Annotated in this window: 17 protein-coding genes and 1 pseudogene; 11 read left to right on the top strand and 7 right to left on the bottom strand. The window is 39.7% G+C overall.

What is annotated here, in order from left to right:
• The first annotated feature begins 51 nt into the window (after positions 1-51).
• Positions 52-321 carry an IS6 family transposase gene (locus ID47_RS13860; RefSeq protein WP_198022386.1) on the top strand — a complete coding sequence of 90 codons (270 nt, stop codon included), beginning with the start codon at positions 52-54 and terminating at the stop codon, positions 319-321.
• Here ID47_RS13860 and ID47_RS04705 read toward each other — a convergent pair.
• Positions 295-588, bottom strand: a pseudogene (locus ID47_RS04705) (IS6 family transposase); the annotation flags it as partial. The gene ID47_RS13860 and the pseudogene ID47_RS04705 overlap by 27 nt on opposite strands.
• Positions 589-607: 19 nt before the next feature.
• On the opposite strand from ID47_RS04705, the gene ID47_RS04700 reads away from it, so the two are divergent.
• The 3 genes from ID47_RS04700 to ID47_RS04690 all read left to right on the top strand — a co-directional run bounded on the left by ID47_RS04700 (position 608) and on the right by ID47_RS04690 (position 4,615).
• The gene (locus ID47_RS04700; protein WP_038464444.1) at positions 608-940 is read left to right on the top strand and encodes a hypothetical protein; all 333 of its coding nucleotides are present in this window, start codon (positions 608-610) and stop codon (positions 938-940) included.
• Between the two features lie 219 nt (positions 941-1,159).
• Entirely contained in the window at positions 1,160-3,562 is a 2,403-nt protein-coding gene (locus tag ID47_RS04695; RefSeq protein ID WP_038464441.1) for a U-box domain-containing protein, read from the top strand.
• 519 nt (positions 3,563-4,081) lie between these two features.
• Positions 4,082-4,615, top strand: a complete 534-nt coding sequence (locus tag ID47_RS04690) for a U-box domain-containing protein (protein ID WP_038464438.1) — start codon at positions 4,082-4,084, stop codon at positions 4,613-4,615.
• Positions 4,616-5,056: 441 nt separating this feature from the next.
• Here the strand turns inward: ID47_RS04690 and ID47_RS04685 are convergent, their stop codons facing one another.
• The gene (locus ID47_RS04685; RefSeq protein WP_156956655.1) at positions 5,057-7,486 is read right to left on the bottom strand and encodes a Tn3 family transposase; all 2,430 of its coding nucleotides are present in this window, start codon (positions 7,484-7,486) and stop codon (positions 5,057-5,059) included.
• Here ID47_RS04685 and ID47_RS04680 point away from each other — a divergent pair.
• A complete protein-coding gene (locus ID47_RS04680) occupies positions 7,465-7,785 on the top strand; it encodes a hypothetical protein (protein WP_038464432.1) in 321 nt (106 codons plus the stop codon). The genes ID47_RS04685 and ID47_RS04680 overlap by 22 nt on opposite strands.
• Positions 7,786-7,991: 206 nt before the next feature.
• Here ID47_RS04680 and ID47_RS04675 read toward each other — a convergent pair whose 3' ends face one another.
• Positions 7,992-9,101 carry a Fic family protein gene (locus ID47_RS04675; protein WP_038464429.1) on the bottom strand — a complete coding sequence of 370 codons (1,110 nt, stop codon included), beginning with the start codon at positions 9,099-9,101 and terminating at the stop codon, positions 7,992-7,994.
• Positions 9,102-9,194: 93 nt separating this feature from the next.
• Positions 9,195-9,773: a recombinase family protein gene (locus ID47_RS04670; RefSeq protein WP_038464425.1), complete on the bottom strand. Its 579-nt coding sequence runs from the start codon at positions 9,771-9,773 to the stop codon at positions 9,195-9,197.
• Between the two features lie 474 nt (positions 9,774-10,247).
• On the opposite strand from ID47_RS04670, the gene ID47_RS04665 reads away from it, so the two are divergent.
• Positions 10,248-11,966 (top strand): leucine-rich repeat domain-containing protein, encoded by a 1,719-nt coding sequence (locus tag ID47_RS04665; protein ID WP_038464422.1) that lies wholly within the window; start codon positions 10,248-10,250, stop codon positions 11,964-11,966.
• Positions 11,967-12,167: 201 nt separating this feature from the next.
• Entirely contained in the window at positions 12,168-12,659 is a 492-nt protein-coding gene (locus tag ID47_RS04660) for a hypothetical protein (protein WP_156956653.1), read from the top strand.
• Here ID47_RS04660 and ID47_RS04655 read toward each other — a convergent pair.
• The 3 genes from ID47_RS04655 to ID47_RS13180 all read right to left on the bottom strand — a co-directional run bounded on the left by ID47_RS04655 (position 12,656) and on the right by ID47_RS13180 (position 14,136).
• A complete protein-coding gene (locus ID47_RS04655) occupies positions 12,656-13,366 on the bottom strand; it encodes an IS6 family transposase (RefSeq protein ID WP_038462904.1) in 711 nt (236 codons plus the stop codon). The genes ID47_RS04660 and ID47_RS04655 overlap by 4 nt on opposite strands.
• 56 nt (positions 13,367-13,422) lie before the next feature.
• On the bottom strand, positions 13,423-13,551 hold the full coding sequence (locus tag ID47_RS13655; RefSeq protein WP_269516738.1) for a hypothetical protein: 129 nt from the start codon (positions 13,549-13,551) through the stop codon (positions 13,423-13,425).
• A 417-nt stretch (positions 13,552-13,968) separates the two neighbouring features.
• Entirely contained in the window at positions 13,969-14,136 is a 168-nt protein-coding gene (locus ID47_RS13180; RefSeq protein ID WP_175282108.1) for a hypothetical protein, read from the bottom strand.
• A 242-nt stretch (positions 14,137-14,378) separates the two neighbouring features.
• Between ID47_RS13180 and ID47_RS04645 the strand changes: the two genes are divergently transcribed.
• The 4 genes from ID47_RS04645 to ID47_RS11650 all read left to right on the top strand — a co-directional run bounded on the left by ID47_RS04645 (position 14,379) and on the right by ID47_RS11650 (position 16,954).
• A complete protein-coding gene (locus tag ID47_RS04645) occupies positions 14,379-15,083 on the top strand; it encodes an IS6 family transposase (protein ID WP_038462876.1) in 705 nt (234 codons plus the stop codon).
• Between the two features lie 292 nt (positions 15,084-15,375).
• Positions 15,376-16,119 (top strand): thioesterase II family protein, encoded by a 744-nt coding sequence (locus tag ID47_RS04640; protein WP_051908604.1) that lies wholly within the window; start codon positions 15,376-15,378, stop codon positions 16,117-16,119.
• Positions 16,120-16,263: 144 nt separating this feature from the next.
• Positions 16,264-16,695, top strand: a complete 432-nt coding sequence (locus ID47_RS04635; protein WP_051908602.1) for a 4'-phosphopantetheinyl transferase family protein — start codon at positions 16,264-16,266, stop codon at positions 16,693-16,695.
• Between the two features lie 28 nt (positions 16,696-16,723).
• A complete protein-coding gene (locus ID47_RS11650; protein ID WP_051908599.1) occupies positions 16,724-16,954 on the top strand; it encodes a hypothetical protein in 231 nt (76 codons plus the stop codon).
• Positions 16,955-17,062 lie beyond the last annotated feature (108 nt).

The following is a 17,062-nucleotide window of genomic DNA, read 5'->3' as shown; positions in this document are numbered from 1 at the left end:
AGCCCCCAATTATTGTAATATTCTTGCAAAAACAAGAGAGAGTCGTTGATTATGCGAGATCATTATAAAGGGTATCGGCTTCCCAAAAGTGTTATCAGCTTTGCTGTTCGTTACTATTACCGCTATAAGATCAGCTTAAGAGATTTAAGCGAAATGCTTCAGGATAGAGGTCTCTCTGTCACTTACGAAACGATTCGAAATTGGTGCCAAACCTGGGGCCCTGTTTATGCCAGAGATATCCGTCAGAAAAGAGGATCAGCTTTTAAAGACAAATGGCATATTGATGAGGTGAGAGTAAAGATAAATCCACTTACCGTTTAGTTTAATGTAGGTCTCGTCCATTCGCCAGCTACCGTTAACAGGCCGCTTTCTCTAGCGTACACTGGCATCAATCAGGCGAACAAAGCGTTTAACCCACCTTTGTAAAGTGGCATGGTCAATACTGGCCCCTCGGATCATCATTATTTCCTCAAGATCCCTATAGCTTAGGGAAAACCGGCACTTCATATACACAAATAGCATAATCACTGACGGAGAAGAGCAGAAACCCTTAAAATGATATACCAATGACGGGGATATTGTCAGCATTCAACATTCCTTTTTTTGAATGCATTCTATACTCCTCACCACAATTTCTCAACAGATGCGACAGAACCCAGATGAGAAGGTATGGCAAACAGCCATCCTCAAAGAGGGCGGCTTGTGGATATTTGGGGACTTTTTGTTTCAAGAATATTCCCGCTATGGACACAACCTGACAACCGAATTGGCTGGCCATATGGCAAGCATTGCAAGTGATGTACTTTCCCTTTACGAGAGCGCAAAGAACGGGGATTGGGGCAAAACCAAAAAAGAAAGCCTAAAGTTCCTCAAAAGAAATACCCCTGGCCACAACTTGTTTTACCTGGAACCCACCCTGGCTCTCGTGGGGGGAAAATGAGTAACCGTTAAGAAATAAGCGGAACAATTTTTGGGAATTTGATGCTTGAGAAATTTGTTGGTTTACCTGAACTTCCTAATTTATTATCTTTATCTTTCAATCTATTAGATTATTGCGACTTCGTTACCCAAACAATAAGATTGTATGCATAGCCCCGATCTGTTACAAAGCAGTTGTCCTGTATTTTTGTAAAATATCTTAAATGTTGGGAAAAATCTTATGAAAAAAAACTTAAAGCATCTTATCTCATCTGCTATGAACAAAATAGCTTGGTTATGTCTATTTACGTGGATTTCCGGAATTGCTAGTTATTCCTGTATGGCAATGGAAACTTTTGATGATAGAAGACCTAACGAGCATTTCTGTCCTATAACACTTCAAGTTATGAGAGATCCAGTTGTGGCCGCTGATGGTCATTCCTACGAAAGAGCTGCCATTTCAAAATATTTTAATATTGATAATCGCGCAAAAAGCCCCATCACTGGGTTACCGTTAAAAAACAGAGACCTTTTCGATAACCAAGCATTAAAAGCAATGATCAGGGATTGGAAACCTGGAAGACTAGGTGAACCTTCTGTCCTTGAGACCCGTGATGCCGATAGCATTGCTCAACGGGTAAAGGAAGAATTTAGCAAAAACGCGGCTCTCCTTAACTCAGCAAAAGATAAAGACATTGTTGCTTTTTTAGGAAATACAGGAGCTGGAAAGAGTACGCTAGTCAATTTACTTGCCGGAAAGGAGATTATAGTGAGTCCTGATGGTGAGGATTACGTTTTAGCTCATCCTGATGACAAAGCTGCGATGGTAATGGGAACAGGGGGAAATTCAGAAACCCTTTACCCGAAATCTATTGATGTTGATGGCCTTCGCTTTTTCGACCTTCCTGGTTTTAACGATACAGATGGATCAGAACGTAACTTAGTCAATGCTGCTTTTATGAGGCAAATTCTACTAGATGCGGCCTCTGTGCGGCTCGTTTTTGTTGTTGGCCAAGATCAATTTACAGCGGATCGAAGCGCTTCAGTAAAGCAAATGTTTAATGGCATCAAGCAGTTATTTGTTGTGGGTCAAGATACAAGCCTTGTTGATGATGGTGTATTTGTTGCTACAAAAATTACCTGTAATGAGCGAACTGAAATGACTGATTTTTTGTTGAAAAAAACAGACTCCAGAGATAAAGCAGAGTTGAATGACCAGCTTAGATCCTGGAACCAAAGAAATAAACTTTGCCGTATGTTTCATCCGATCCGAGAGGATAATAACATAGGTGTAAGGGATCAAATCCTAAGGCTTATTAAAGATACGAGACCAGCAAAGGTACTTGGCATTAATGTGAGTGTTTTGTATCCACCAGATACAAAAGGACCTTTGGAAAGAATGTTCTTCAGAGTCATTGAGAGAGCATTCGACCGTAAATTTAATACACCATTAACAACCCTATCTGACTACGATAAAGCCATAACTTTTTACACATCGGATGACTTTTGGCAAACGCTTGATGCAGACGTTTGTAAGGAGGAGGATGCGATTAGTTTGCTTAAAGAGTTTTGCATTAATCCATACAATATAGCCTTAAGAAATCTTGAAAAAGAGAATGAAGGAAAACGTCAAGCACATATTCAAGGTCTAAGGAATAAGAGACAAGAAAGGATAAGCGATATAAAAAGAAGAACGGATATGAGAACAAAAGAGGTCATCTCTTCTCTTGTTCTGGGAGAGGAAGGGGATGATTTTGTAGCATTTGATTTTGCCTATCACAGAGATTTTTATGATCAGGTTTGTGGCTCGTCTTATATTAGTCAACTGGCGACCGACGTATTGGAACAGGAAGTTGTCCGCAGGTATTATGCCGATTTGATCAGCCAGCACAGCCATGAGCAAATGATGCGTTGGCATCAGAAGTTTAGTGGGGTAGGCGATCTGATCAGACAAATAGGCGATCAGGCCAGACGACTAGCGATAATGGAAGAAAGATTAAGGACATTGGAAGCTGCACGGTCAGAGGAGGAGGAAGAGCGCCCTGCCGAGATGAGACTAACCGTTCCGCTTGTGGCCCAAGGACATGAACAAATTTATCAAAGGTTCTTAAAAGGGGTATTGGTTTATAGACCAACAGAAGGAAGCGATGTTGGGCGGATTGATCTGCCGATAGCGGCATTAGAGAACCCGTTAGAGGGAACGTTTGATTTATCGCAGTGTGGGGATGCGGGTAAGCATTTGAGCATATCAACTGGCTATCGGAAGGAGAAGAAGGCGGAGAATGCCAACAAGGTCGAAATCTGGTTTGCCCCAAGGTTTTTGATCGAAAAGGAACTAAAGACTACCGCGAGCCATTTTCAAGATATTATGTGGCAATGGAGCGATAAGGCACCAGTAGGCATTTTCTGGACATGTGGGATATACGACGATTTAAATTATTACGATTACCTTGTAACTGAAACCCACGATGAATTATCTAACAATAATTTATATGAAAAGTGGCGTAAACACGATGATCACGTCGGCCCGGCCCATTCTGTCGGTGGATCACGTCGTGGAGGTAATACTACAATCGTCGGATGGTGGAAAACCACACGCGCTGACGGCCAGGTTTTATCAAAAAATTACATGTTCATTTTCTGACCTAAAATAGGACTATTGACAAGGCCCCGAGGTGAGAACCTTGGCGCCGGGTATCCAACATGATGCGATACTCGGCAGATGAGTTTGAACGAACGTTTCAAACTCATCCAATCTCGATACTCCCAATCTTAGCCAGCGGCTCCATTGACCGACGTACCGCCGCGTAATCGCAAGGGCCTCGGGTTTCTGAGCAGCCAAAGATAGCAGATGAGTTAGGATGTTTTTAAATACGAATCTGTTGGGGCTGATTCATTAGCTTTTTACCTGGAACCCACCTTGACTCTCATGGGGGGAAAATGAGTAACCGTTAAGAAATAAGCGGAACAATTTTTGGGAATTTGATGCTTGAGAAATTTGTTGGTTTACCTGAACTTCCTAATTTATTATCTTTATCTTTCAATCTATTAGATTATTGCGACTTCGTTACCCAAACAATAAGATTGTATGCATAGCCCCGATCTGTTACAAAGCAGTTGTCCTGTATTTTTGTAAAATATCTTAAATGTTGGGAAAAATCTTATGAAAAAAAACTTAAAGCATCTTATCTCATCTGCTATGAACAAAATAGCTTGGTTATGTCTATTTACGTGGATTTCCGGAATTGCTAGTTATTCCTGTATGGCAATGGAAACTTTTGATGATAGAAGACCTAACGAGCATTTCTGTCCTATAACACTTCAAGTTATGAGAGATCCAGTTGTGGCCGCTGATGGTCATTCCTACGAAAGAGCTGCCATTTCAAAATATTTTAATATTGATAATCGCGCAAAAAGCCCCATCACTGGGTTACCGTTAAAAAACAGAGACCTTTTCGATAACCAAGCATTAAAAGCAATGATCAGGGATTGGAAACCTGGAAGACTAGGTGAACCTTCTGTCCTTGAGACCCGTGATGCCGATAGCATTGCTCAACGGGTAAAGGAAGAATTTAGCAAAAACGCGGCTCTCCTTAACTCAGCAAAAGATAAAGACATTGTTGCTTTTTTAGGAAATACAGGAGCTGGAAAGAGTACGCTAGTCAATTTACTTGCCGGAAAGGGCGTTGTTGCGTAAATAGAAAAGGTTGTCAATAAAAGGTAAATGGAAGTATCTTTTTTAAAATAAAAAAGGATGACCTATGCCTTATAAAGAACGTATTAGGCGCTCAGGCGCTATTCGGGGTAGTGGGCCCATTTGTGTGAAAATTTACGGTTAGCTATTTTGAGGGTTATAGAGACAAAAGTTTGTCTGGTTAAAGTCTACCCAAAAATGACATAAATTTGCCCACTCAAAGAATGTCACAATAGGGTGTTTTTTGCATATTAGTTGACATATGTAATGATATGTCTTAACCTTATATTGACATTTTTACTGTTTTGCTACTAATATGGTTATCCGCACGGGAAAGACGGAAAAAATACACTCTCCTCTGCAATATGTTGATAAATATATACTAAAGTACCAACATAAATTTTGAAGTAAAACATTAATTGTTTGATATGTAAGGAAAATTTTCTAAATTTTTTCAACAAAATCTCGATTAGTTTTACAGTCCCATTGATCTAACCACTTTTCAATCCAGTCGACGTTGGATTGCGTGTTAAATTGATAGTACCCAAGTAGGTTGAGATGTGTACGGGCCGTAGGTGATAGGTTTGCCAAAAAACCCTTCTCTTCTTCGTCTTTCGAGCGTACATGGAGGCTATTCAAGATGTATGCATTATAATAATGGATAATTGCTGCAATAAGCCGTGTACATTGATGCCAAAGCTCCATTTCAACTTCACTCTTTCCTCTGAGTTCACCGTTATTTAAGAGACATATCGCGCGATACAAGTTATTGTATAATTCTCCCCGGTTTAGGGCGTGCATAATGGCTCGTCTAAACTCTGGATCATGTAAATATGTTAGAATAAATTGAGACCTAACGAGATGACTGTATTGCACAAGAGCCTTCTTTGTTCTACTTGTATAGTTTTTGGAAGCAAATTTCTTAATAACAACGCTGGGAGTAGCTTCACCCATGAGAAGAGAGGCAACTAACCTTTGTATGTTGTCCCATTCATCAAAAAATAGTTTTTCATCAACAAACTTTGTTGGTTTGATAAGCAATCTTTCGTAATCCTTGGCACTTCCAAAGCCCCATAAAGTTTCCCGATGGGGCTTGGGGATCCTGGGTGCAAAAGCCATGTCCGTTAAATCAAAAAGGGCAAAATTTATGGCGTTCATACCGTGCTTATCGGTAGAAATATGAGTTGGCTTGATCTCTGAAGTATTTTGATGGTGAACCATTTCAAAAACAAAATGTCCTTCATAATCGTTGGAGCCAATTAATCGACCGGTAACGGAGAGGTTGTTGACGATTTCGTTATAAGCAGAAACGCCAGCCCCATCACCAAAATATTTGCTGGAATGACGAGCCATCTTATTTCTGAGGCTTATTTCTAGCTTCAGCCCATCAAGGCTCCCGTGTAATATAGATCTGATATACCATTCTTTGTAAATCGGAAACTTTGCGACAGAATTATTGATTTTATCTATGGCTGAGAGAAGGGTCTCTACCCGAATATAAGATGCTTCAGCGTTTAGCAAAGCTGATTCTTTTAAATCAGAAATGTTGGCCATTTTTCTAGCCCCAACACGAATAGCATTTGAAAGAACGACAGCGCCAATGAGTTGTGGATCTTGCTCACTTTTAGATGACTTTGGAAGGATAGGTTCGAAAGCACGATAGAATTGTGTCTTGTGATTTACAAACTGGATAATGTCAACGATGCTGCGTTGTTGCAAAAGGGAAAACAAACTGTCGTTTGGATCTGATTCTGCTGCCAGAGGAATCAACCGCCACACCCGATTCCCGTTTTTGTCATTCTTTATTTTTATAGAGGAATTTTCCCCATTTTCTATAGCATCATTAACCGTTTTATAAAGCGCTGTAAGGGTTGAACGCTTTACATCTAACGTTTCTTGGATAGGGGAGAGGAGTTTTGAATAATCAAGTTTCCTTAAGATGGCCTTTTTCTCTTTTCTCCATTTGTTTTTGTCATAAATTTCGTCCTCTACCTTTTTGTGTTTAATGCTGTATTGTAAAGTCAGTTTATTAGTTCCAAGGTGATAAACCATTTGCATATAAAGGAAGAATTCAAGTCGACTAAAGATGATCTTGCCGTTATCAATCAAATGCTTGCGATGCTGTTTTCCAATCCATGCTTGAACGGATGGAGGGCAGGGGCCTTCAGGAACGGACCCATCGAGCAAATGACTTTTAACATAAGCAATGTTTTCTTTTAAGGCATCGTTGTTGGTGACGACAAAATCGATTCCAAGAAAGAGCTTTCTTAAATTGAGTTTGATAGAATCCTCAGCGCTATCAATATGTTTCCAAAAGGAGAGATCCTTGTTGAAGCTTTCATCGACCAGGAGCTGGGCAGCCGTTAATAATTGATCTTCCGGAATATGTTCATAAAGCTTTTGCTTGGGGATTGTTGGCTCAGGGTGGTTTTTAATGGTAATCAACAGTTCACTGGTGCGTTCTCGGGTTTCTTGGATCAAATCGAGCTGATTTAAGGCTTCAGATTTGGCGTAATCTATTGCTTTCTTCTTGTATTCGAGCGTTCGTTTTTGAAAAGCCTCCAAAAGGTTATCATTAAGAGTCTGATACCGGCTAAAGGTATAGCAAAGGAGGTAAAGTCCAACGGTATGAGGATTGAGTTGATTTAAATCTGAACCGTTATAATAATGGATAAGATTCGCATAATAGGTAATTGTTATTGTTGGCAAGCCGAGTTGGGGCAGTACAAGTTTAGCAATGTCAAATAGTGGCTTGAGTTGGTCATGTTTTTCCAGTTCTTTCCACAATTCGTGCGTGTTGAATCCTTTCATATCTTGTTTGATGCTATTAGTCGAGTACAGGACTAGCAGTAATGCTAGTCCTGTACTCGACAAATAATCCCATTATATGGACTAACCTAACCAAGATAGCAACCAAACGTGAGGCAGGGCTAGACATGTTGATTCTTTTAGCTGGAAGACACGAATCTAAAGAACAATTTATTCTAGAAGCTGCCAAGGTTGCAGTGAATCCCACATCTCTTAAGTATTCTTCCTCAAAGCTCGATCCTATACTTTTCCTCTTAAGGAAGATTTGTGAATCTTCTCAGGAGGTGGAGAATAGAGCAACATTAATGGCTTTGTCGAAACAAATAGAGAGGCTAAAAGGTTCCCCGCTATTGCGGAAAATATAACAATGTAAAGCTTGAGTTTAAGGAAAAAGAAACTAACTCGGTTGCTAATGAAAAAAACGAGCAAACTACATAAGATGAAAGGATTAAGGGGGCTTGTACTAGGCTGGCATGTCGATAGTCTTATTATTAGCAATTACCCTTAGGGAAGCTTTGGCAGTCTTAATAGCTGGGAGAAGGGGGGGGTAGTTGATCCTCCCTGATAGCTTTTATTTAAGTAGCAAGCTTGGGAGATCAACAAGAGAATAGCTGGTACTTCGGCCGCCTTCTGGGTTTTTAGTCAAAATTTCCAAATGAACAAGTTCGAGGATATCGCGATAGGCTGTATCTTGAGAGCATTTTATAATCTTAGCGAATTTGGAGGAAGTTAACTTGCCTGCGAAACCATTTAACAGAAGGTTGATAATCTTTTTCTGGCGCTCGTTTAATGGGAACTTGTCGATAGCTTGCCAAAATTGTGATTTAAAGAGCACAGAACTCAGAGTGCCACTCGCTCCTTTTATGGCTCGTCCTAGGCAATCAATGAACCATTCCAACCATTCAGTTATTTCCAAATCTCCTTTTTGGGTTTGTTCTAGAATTTTATAGTAATCCTTACGTTCCTGTTGGATCTGGGAGGAAAGACTATAAAAACGCTGGGAGCTCTCCTCTGATCTAGCGAGCATGTAATCAACGATTGCTCGCCCAATACGTCCATTCCCATCATCAAAAGGATGGATTGTAACAAACCACAAATGGGATATACCTGCTTTAATAATAGGATCTAAGGGTGAAACACCATTCAACCAATCCAAAAATACATCCATTTCATGGTCAACCTTTTCGGGTGAGGGGGCTTCAAAATGGACTTTTTCTTTACCAATATAACCTGATACAACCTCCATGGGGCCTTTGCGCCATTGCCCTACTGTAATGCGGGATAATCCACTACGCCCCGTAGGAAAAAGGGAAGCATGCCAGGCAAAAAGCCTATCCTTAGTAATGGGTTCATGAAACTTTTGGGTGGCGTCGAGCATCATTTCAACAACGCCTTCTACATTGCGATCAACCTTATCTATCCCAGCTATCTCTATGCCCAGTCGACGGGCTATTGAGGAACGAACTAATGAGGTATCTAAAAGCTCACCTTCAATTTCACTGGACTTTACAACGTCTTGAGTAAGTGTCTGAAGGACCGCCTCTTTTCGGAGATTAAATCCTAAAGATTCCATCTTCCCAATAAGCAGTCCCTGTTGATGGCGAACAGGAATAAGTCGCTCAAGAATAGCTTCTCTATTCCAGCGAAATTTGGGCCAATCTGTTAGTTCATGGATATACATTGGGAAACCTTCATCTATACTTAAATAAATTATAGCGGCTATTCTCCGCAACCACAACTGTAATATCCGCACTTATTGCGGATATTATGGCAATTATTCTCCGCACGACGTACAAGCTGCATTTAAATACTGATAGAGAGTGACCCGACTGACGCCGAGAGATTTAGCAATATGAGCTTTCTTCTGCCCGCTAGCGATTCTTAGCTGCATGTCTTTTAATTGTTCCTCGGACAACGCCCGCTTTCTTCCTTTATAGATGCCTTTCTTTTTAGCAATGGCAATACCTTCCATTTGACGTTCGCGGATTAGAGCTCGTTCAAACTCTGCAAAGGCTCCCATAACTGAAAGGAGGAGATGCGCCATGGGGGAGTCTTCGCCCGTAAAGGTTAAGTTTTCTTTGATAAATTGAACTTTGACTTCCTTTACTGTCAATTCTTGGACAAGGCGTCTGAGATCGTCAAGGTTGCGGGCGAGACGATCTAAGCTATGCACAACAACAGTATCGCCGTCCCGTACATATTTAAGCAGCTCTTTAAGTTGGGGCCGCTCCGTATCTTTCCCTGAAGTCTTATCCATAAAAACCCGATCAGTTTTTATTCCTTCTAGCTGCCGTCCAGGATTTTGCTCGAACGAACTGACACGTATATAACCAATAATCTTTCCAGCAGCCATCAACCTACCTCACTTTGTTAAGTTAGAGTCTGAGACATCAATATACTTTTGTAAAGTAATTAAATTATCGACCCTATCTTTACGCGTTTTGAGAGGGTTTCAATGTGTTAAGTTAGAGTATACTTTCCTTAACAGGATGATAAGGGTAAGAGCCTCTCTTTACTTACTTGTTCCACTAAATTTCAGAGAATCCATTATGGACGGTGGGAGATCTTTCAAAACGGAATCTTATCCGTTTTCTTATGGCCTCTTTAATAAAATAACAGCTTGCTAACTAGGCAGAGAAGCTTCTACTTTCCTCTTTCTCATGCTAATTCCCTGATGGTGGTCGAACAACAATTCCTGCTATTCCCTAATCAACTACTTCCCCTTCACTTTATAACTCCTTAATTTATCTAGAATAATTTTTGTTTGTTTGTGCAGGTGAAAAAGGTAGATTAGCCTCAGAATATTTAATTAATAAAAGGTTAACAGATGAATAAGAATTATTTTTCTAGAGTTATTCTTTCTTTAATACTGAACACTTTCATTTCTCTCGGACATGAAGATGATAGAGATATGGATATTGAAGACACTAACTTACATACTTCTTTCTCCTCACTTCCAGCGGAGATAATTGACTATATTTTCCGGTATATTCCGGAAGAAGATTTGATCAATGTCCGTCTAGTAGAAAAAAAGCTCTCACTAATAGCTAATAAAATTATAAAATTCCCAAAAGAGGGTCAACTTACTCTTTTGGACCCACGCCATATTAGGCAATATGGTTACCAAGAAGAGTTTAGAGATATTAAAGATCCCCTTTCTTTAGATCTATCCCAAGGGATAGTGAGGTTAACAGTCCTAAGGGGTGCGGAGTCGTCAGATATCACGGCAAGTTGGCTTGAAGCTCATTCTGATTACTTACGCCAAGCAACTAACCTTAGTGAGTTAAATCTTTCAAATGGAAATTTTTCTTCAAAATATCGAGATCACTTCCTATGTGGAGCAGGTAGCAGACAAAGGCTTGGGTCTGAATGCCTGAGCGAAATTCTTTCTGCTCTCTCCAATCTCAAGACCTTAAAACTTGCCTCCTGTTCTCTTCAGGCGGTAGATATACGCTATATTGGAGAATCTTTTAAACATTTAAAGGAGTTGGAAGTTCTCGATCTACTAGGCAATCCTATAGAAGATGAAAGCTTAAATTATTTAGTCCCAGAATTAATACGCTTAACAGTTTTACAGCAACTATCTCTTTCTGTTTCTTCAATTTCACAGGCAAAGTCCTTAACATCTTATTTTAGGCAAGCATCCAATCTTAGATCTTTAACTTTATGGGGGGTTAATTTTACCAATGGGAAAGACTTGATTGATGGTTTAGGAGTACTTCCTGGACTTAAGGAACTCACCTTGTCTGTATCTTCACAAAGTTATATTGGTTATATTGCCTTGGGAAATCTTAAGCAGAGTTTTGCCAGATTAACCCATCTTAATAGATTAAATCTTTACCTTATGCTTCCTTCTAATGATGAAGTTTCTATGGCAGACCTAACTAATAACCAACTTGGACACCTTCATTTACCGTCCAATCTTAATAAATTAAGGTATCATGTTGAGGGTAAACCTAGCGTTTTCTTGAAGCTACCGCCAAATATTGGGTATCTCCCTTTAAGATCTTTATACCTCAGTCCTGCCACATCTTATAATCCTCAAGAATTAGGAGAGGCTCTAAGTAACCTTAGTAAACTCGAAACCCTTGTTCTAGAAAAGAATGAATCTAAAGAACATAGCACTGATGATTTTGCAATAAACCTCTTCAAATCTATTACTGCTTTGCCTAGCGTTAAGATTCTTACTCTAGCGCTTGGCATGAGAGATACTGCTTTACAAGAACTTACTTATAAGGTTCCTCTTTTTTCTTCCTTACAAAAGATAGATCTTTCTGGCGAAGTTTACCTCTCTATAGGTGGTATTAAACATTTTATTGAACATTTAAAGCCCCTTAGCACATTAAAAACCTTGGATTTGAGTCAAGCTATTATTCTGGGCGAGAAATACTACGCTGATTATTATATAAAAGCAGATCTAGGCGTTAAAGAAGAAGAGGAGGAAGAGAATAACCCTGCGTTAGTACTCAACCAACTCGAAGAACACATCAAATTATATTCCTCAGCATCATTGAAATTTTATTCATGGAGGAGGGTGGAATGGTAGAGAGGATGAAAAATAGACCTCTCTATTGCAGCCTAGTTTTAGGTTGGCAAGGGTAATGTAAAAAATATCAGTATTTTCACAATAATAACTTAGTCTTTGATCGGCTAACTTATTTTTTAGGTAAAAACTTAGCGAGTTAGAAGCATGAAGATAGTAAGTGGTATAATAAGTATTCTATTGGGGATGATTAATGTATATGCTATGGAGCAACCTAGCGGGGGACAAGAAAATAATATTGTTGCTCAACGTAAAATGTATTTACTTAGTCCAGACTGCCGTACTGAAAATCAGATCATGATGATTAAAGGCTTAAGTAGTATAACAGAGTATAAGAAAAGGCCTATTATTGTCGTTCGCTTAATTGATGATAGTGAAATTCCCTTTTATCGATCAACAGGAATCAACAGTGGCTTGCCTGCTGCATGGTTACCATTTTTCGGGTTGCACAATGATGGATGGTTTAATAAGCATTATACTTTCACTAATGATGATATAACTGATTTTAAATTGGATCCATTATATCACAGCGGATGTTATGTTTTAGCGCAAGTGGCCACTGAATTAGATCGGTTGAATATTGGGGACCCACATTATACTCCAAAAGAAGCACCAATTTCGAGAATTAATTGTTGGATTGGCACCGTCAACTTAACTAAAAAAGGTTATATTGTGGTTATGAACTGTCAATTTTAGACAGAAAGAAGCTCTAGAGCCGCCTCCAGCCAAATGGTCTTGGCGGCGGCAAAAGCAAACCGTTGATCAGGAGCTTTATTCTTGTACCGACTAACTTCTACTGAAAAGATATTGCGGACCTTCCCCATCAGGGACAATAATCTCTGAACGCCAGGAGCAGACTTAAATTTTATCAAGCATTTTTCTTTGCGGCGAGTCGGTTGATGGGCGTTTTCAATACGATTGTTGAGCCGCTTGTGAGTCCTGTGATCTGCTTTACGGCACATGAATTGGATCGGCTTTACATAGCTTTTCAATTTGTCGGTAACAATAACTCTTGGGGCTGGGTACGTCCCCAATAATCGGCTTAGGAATCTGATAGCAGATTTCTTATTGCGATGTTTTTGGAGAAAGATATCGAGCTCGATTCCGTCGCTATCGACGGCTCTCCATAAGACAAACACCTCTCCATTAATCTTAAGAGCCATTTCATCCAGGTGCCATTTATCACTTGGTTTCCTCTCATGCTTCTTGATGACATCTATAAAATGAAGAGCGAATTTAGTGCACCATTTCCTGACTGTCTCATGACTCAGGATAATTCCTCGAAAGGCTAGTTGTTCCTGGACATCTCTATAACTAAGGTTAAAGCGGTAATAAAGCCATACAGCTTGACTGATTATTGAGACTGGGAAGCGGTGACGTTTGGGAGCTTTGGTTAAAGACATGACAGAATCATACCAGGTTTATTTTTTCCTTACTTTATTCCTATTTTGATCCTTTGTTAAGTTGACGGTGCCGCGATACGCACTTGGAGTCGAAAGACAGAAGCTTTGATCGGGTCCCAATTTAATGTGGACCATGATTTACCGGCTTTTGTTGAAAGGGCACCAGTCGATTGTGTCGCTGTCATTTGCGTTCTTTCATAAGTTTGATTCTCCAAATTCTCTCACCATTGAGGACCTGCTCGAAGTGGGCTCACTTTCGTGCCGGGTGACATTTAAACCCGTATCCCCTTCATTACAAAGAGGCCTTTGCTTTCTCGAGCATCCTTTACCGGCAAAACCATAGGTCTCTCTTACGATTGACTGTCCTCCCTTGTTAAAAGAGAAGTTCTACCGGCTTACCAAGTTTCGCCATAAGAGCATGCTGACTTAGCCGCCTGCTAGAGACCGGGAAACCTTAACGGCTGCGAAGAAGCTTACCCCCTCACTTCTTCCGGTTTCCTATACAAGGGGCTCAGCCATTACCCTTGTTGCAAATCACGATCTTTTGTCACAGGTTCAGATACCTTCGGCATATCAGCTACCTAGCGCTCACCTAGTTTCGGCTACCAGGAGGATCCTTGGCTCGCGCTTTGAATCCCGCATTTACATGCTTCGCTGCGTTGTCCGATCCGCTCTTGATTCAGGATCGTAGGTTCATCCAGCAGCATGGATGGTGGTATTTTCTTAAAGTTAAGAGCACCACAGCTCTTATTGGCGACTTCGTGTCGCACGGGCTAGTTTGCGGGAAAGGGCAGAAATTAGGGTTTGGATGTAGATTTGCGTACTTTTGAGATTGTGGATCGTGAACATCCGAGAAGATTCACAATATCGCTATAGCTTTTACCTGCGTTCAAAATTGTAACAATATTTTCGTTTCGTTTAGGGTTAGCAGTACGCCCTTTAAATGGGTACTGTCGCATTTGTTGAAAATTGAGAGATTAAGGTGTAAAGGCTTAGAAAACAGTCTGTTTAGATGCTCACCATATGTCCCCGTCTTCTTCCCCATTTTAAAGGATTTTGTTCTTCTCCCTCAGTTATCATGCTTTTTGTGTATATGAAATGTCGATTTTCTCTAAGCTACAGAGACTTGGAAGAAATGATGATGATCAGAGGGGCCATTATCGACCATTCGACGTTACAGAGATGGGTGCGTCGGTTTGTGTATCTAATTGATAAGCGTGTTCGTCAGCGCAAAAAACCAGTTAGGGGGAGCTGGCGCATGGACGAGACTTATATCAAGTTGAACGGGAAATGGGTTTACCTTTATCGGTCCGTCGATAGTCAAGGAAATACTATTGACTTTCTACTGCGAGCCAAAAGAGATGCTGATGCTGCAAAGGCCTTTTTCAGAAAGGCTTTCAAGCAGAATGGAAAGCCTGACAAAGTGACAGTTGACAAGAGTTGTAGCAACAAAGCAGCCCTTGATTATTTTAATAAGAATGTCTCAAAAGGCGATGAAATTGAGATACGACAAATCAAATATCTCAACAATATTGTTGAGCAGGATCATCGATTTATCAAGAAACGAACAAGGCCAACTCTTGGGTTTAAAAACTTCTATTCAGCCAAACAGACTATTTCAGGAATCGAAAATATTCGTATGATACAAAAAGGGCAAATAATTGGACAAACAGCTTCTCAATCTGCATTTCTTAATTTTGCCAACCTAATGGCTTAGGGTGTCCAAAATCAGGCCGTCTTACTCACAATTATACTCTCCTCAAACAGATGCGACAGTACCACGGGAATTCAATATATATATACCATCCATAATTTAGGACTAAACACATCCATTAATATGGCTCCAACAGCCAAAATGGGTAAAAATTGTTGTCGCGCATGGGGAAAAATCTTGACACTAGACAGCCCTTTGAATTAAATGGCAGAGAGGCTTAATTCAGAGCGTAATTCTTACTATTAAAAAGTTTACACAGATATGCAACATTTTAAGAATAGGGAGTATTTTGATAGTGAACAATCCAGGTTGTTATTTACAATATAAAAAAAAACCGGAAGCTGCAATTAGACTTTTTTGCTTCCATCATGCGGGGGGAGGCGCTTCAACATTTTATCCATGGTTAGAGTACCTTTCTCCTAAAATTGAAATGATCGCTATTCAACTTCCTGGAAGAGAAAATAGATTTAGTGAGCCACTAAGAAATAATATAAAAGAAATTACTGATGAATTAAGTAAAGGGTTTAGCATCTATAAAAATAAACCTTTTTTTGTATTTGGGCATAGCATGGGTGCTTTAATTGCATTTGAGTTTATCAAAACCATTCATCAATTATATTTTCTATACCCCTGTCATATGATCATTTCAGCTGCCAAAGCACCTCATTTACTTTCCCCAATAAGGAGTTCTCAATTAGATGATACAAATTTAAAAGAGCAGCTGAAAGCCTATAATGGCATAGATGAATGCATATTAAACAACGACGATCTTTTAAATTTATTTCTACATATAATAAAAAGTGATTCTAGCATCTATGAAAATTATAGTTTTTCGAAGCCCAAACCATTCCCCTTTGATATTCTCGCTCTTTCAGGAACCGATGATCAAAGCGTTAATCAAGAAGAAATTCTTGCTTGGTCAGCATATACAAGAGGAAAATTCGAACATCTATCATTTCCTGGACAGCACTTCTTTATTAAGGATAATCAAAAAACTATATTAAAAATTATCAATCAAATAGCAGATAATTTTCCTTAAAACCATAATCTTCCTTCACAGATGCGACAGAACCACTTTGAAACGAGACCAATTATAGGTGCTTGACAAAATCACACGATTAAATCATGAAAATAAATTTATAAAGCTTTCCTGATGGATTCAGGGTTTGGGAATTAATATCAAATGCGCAATGATGAACATGATAGATTTCATAAGAAAGTTCTCCTTAATGATGAAGTCCATCTCTGGCTAGCCCATCTGCTCAATGATAAAATCCGAGAAGTTTATTGGCAATCGATTTTATCCGTAGATGAATTAGAAAGAGCAAAGGCCTTTAGGTTTTCTAAGGATCGATGCCAATTTGTGGCGGCACGCGGAATCCTAAGATATCTTTTGTCTTACTATCTTGAAAAAGCACCCCAAAATGTTGAAATCGTTTATGGCCTATGGGGGAAGCCTTGTTTAGTTGAAGAGGAGGGGCTCTATTTTAATCTCTCTCATTCTAAAGATTACGCCCTTTATGCTTTCTCTTCCACATACGAAGTGGGGGTCGATATAGAATATATTAACCAAGATCTAGACACCGACGAGCTATCTATCCAAAAAAATTTTTAGCATATCTGAACGAGCGCAATTGGCATCAATGCCCCAAAATAAAAGGGTAGAAGCCTTTTTTAAAAGGTGGGTGTGTCAAGAGGCTTACATAAAAGCAAAAGGAACAGGGTGGTTGAGGCATGAACACATCCCTTTTGCTTTTGAGGGTGCCTGGAATGAAGAAAAAGGGTTCTCTTACTATTATGAGCCTGTACCAGAATATGCAGGCGCCTTACACATCGATAGGCCTTTGAGGATAGCTCACTATGTTTGCTCGTAAGACACGTACACTAGTATAACAGAATGAATTTCTTTTGGAAATTATTATTTTTATATGCTACTGATCAAAGTGATAGAGAAGGGATAAGAATAGAATATTCAGTATTGG

Source organism: Candidatus Paracaedibacter acanthamoebae, assembly GCF_000742835.1.
Taxonomy (GTDB): Bacteria; Pseudomonadota; Alphaproteobacteria; order Paracaedibacterales; family Paracaedibacteraceae; genus Paracaedibacter; species Paracaedibacter acanthamoebae.
The sequence above is the reverse complement of the archived record's forward strand: the minus strand, read 5'-3'. Positions and strand labels throughout refer to the sequence as shown.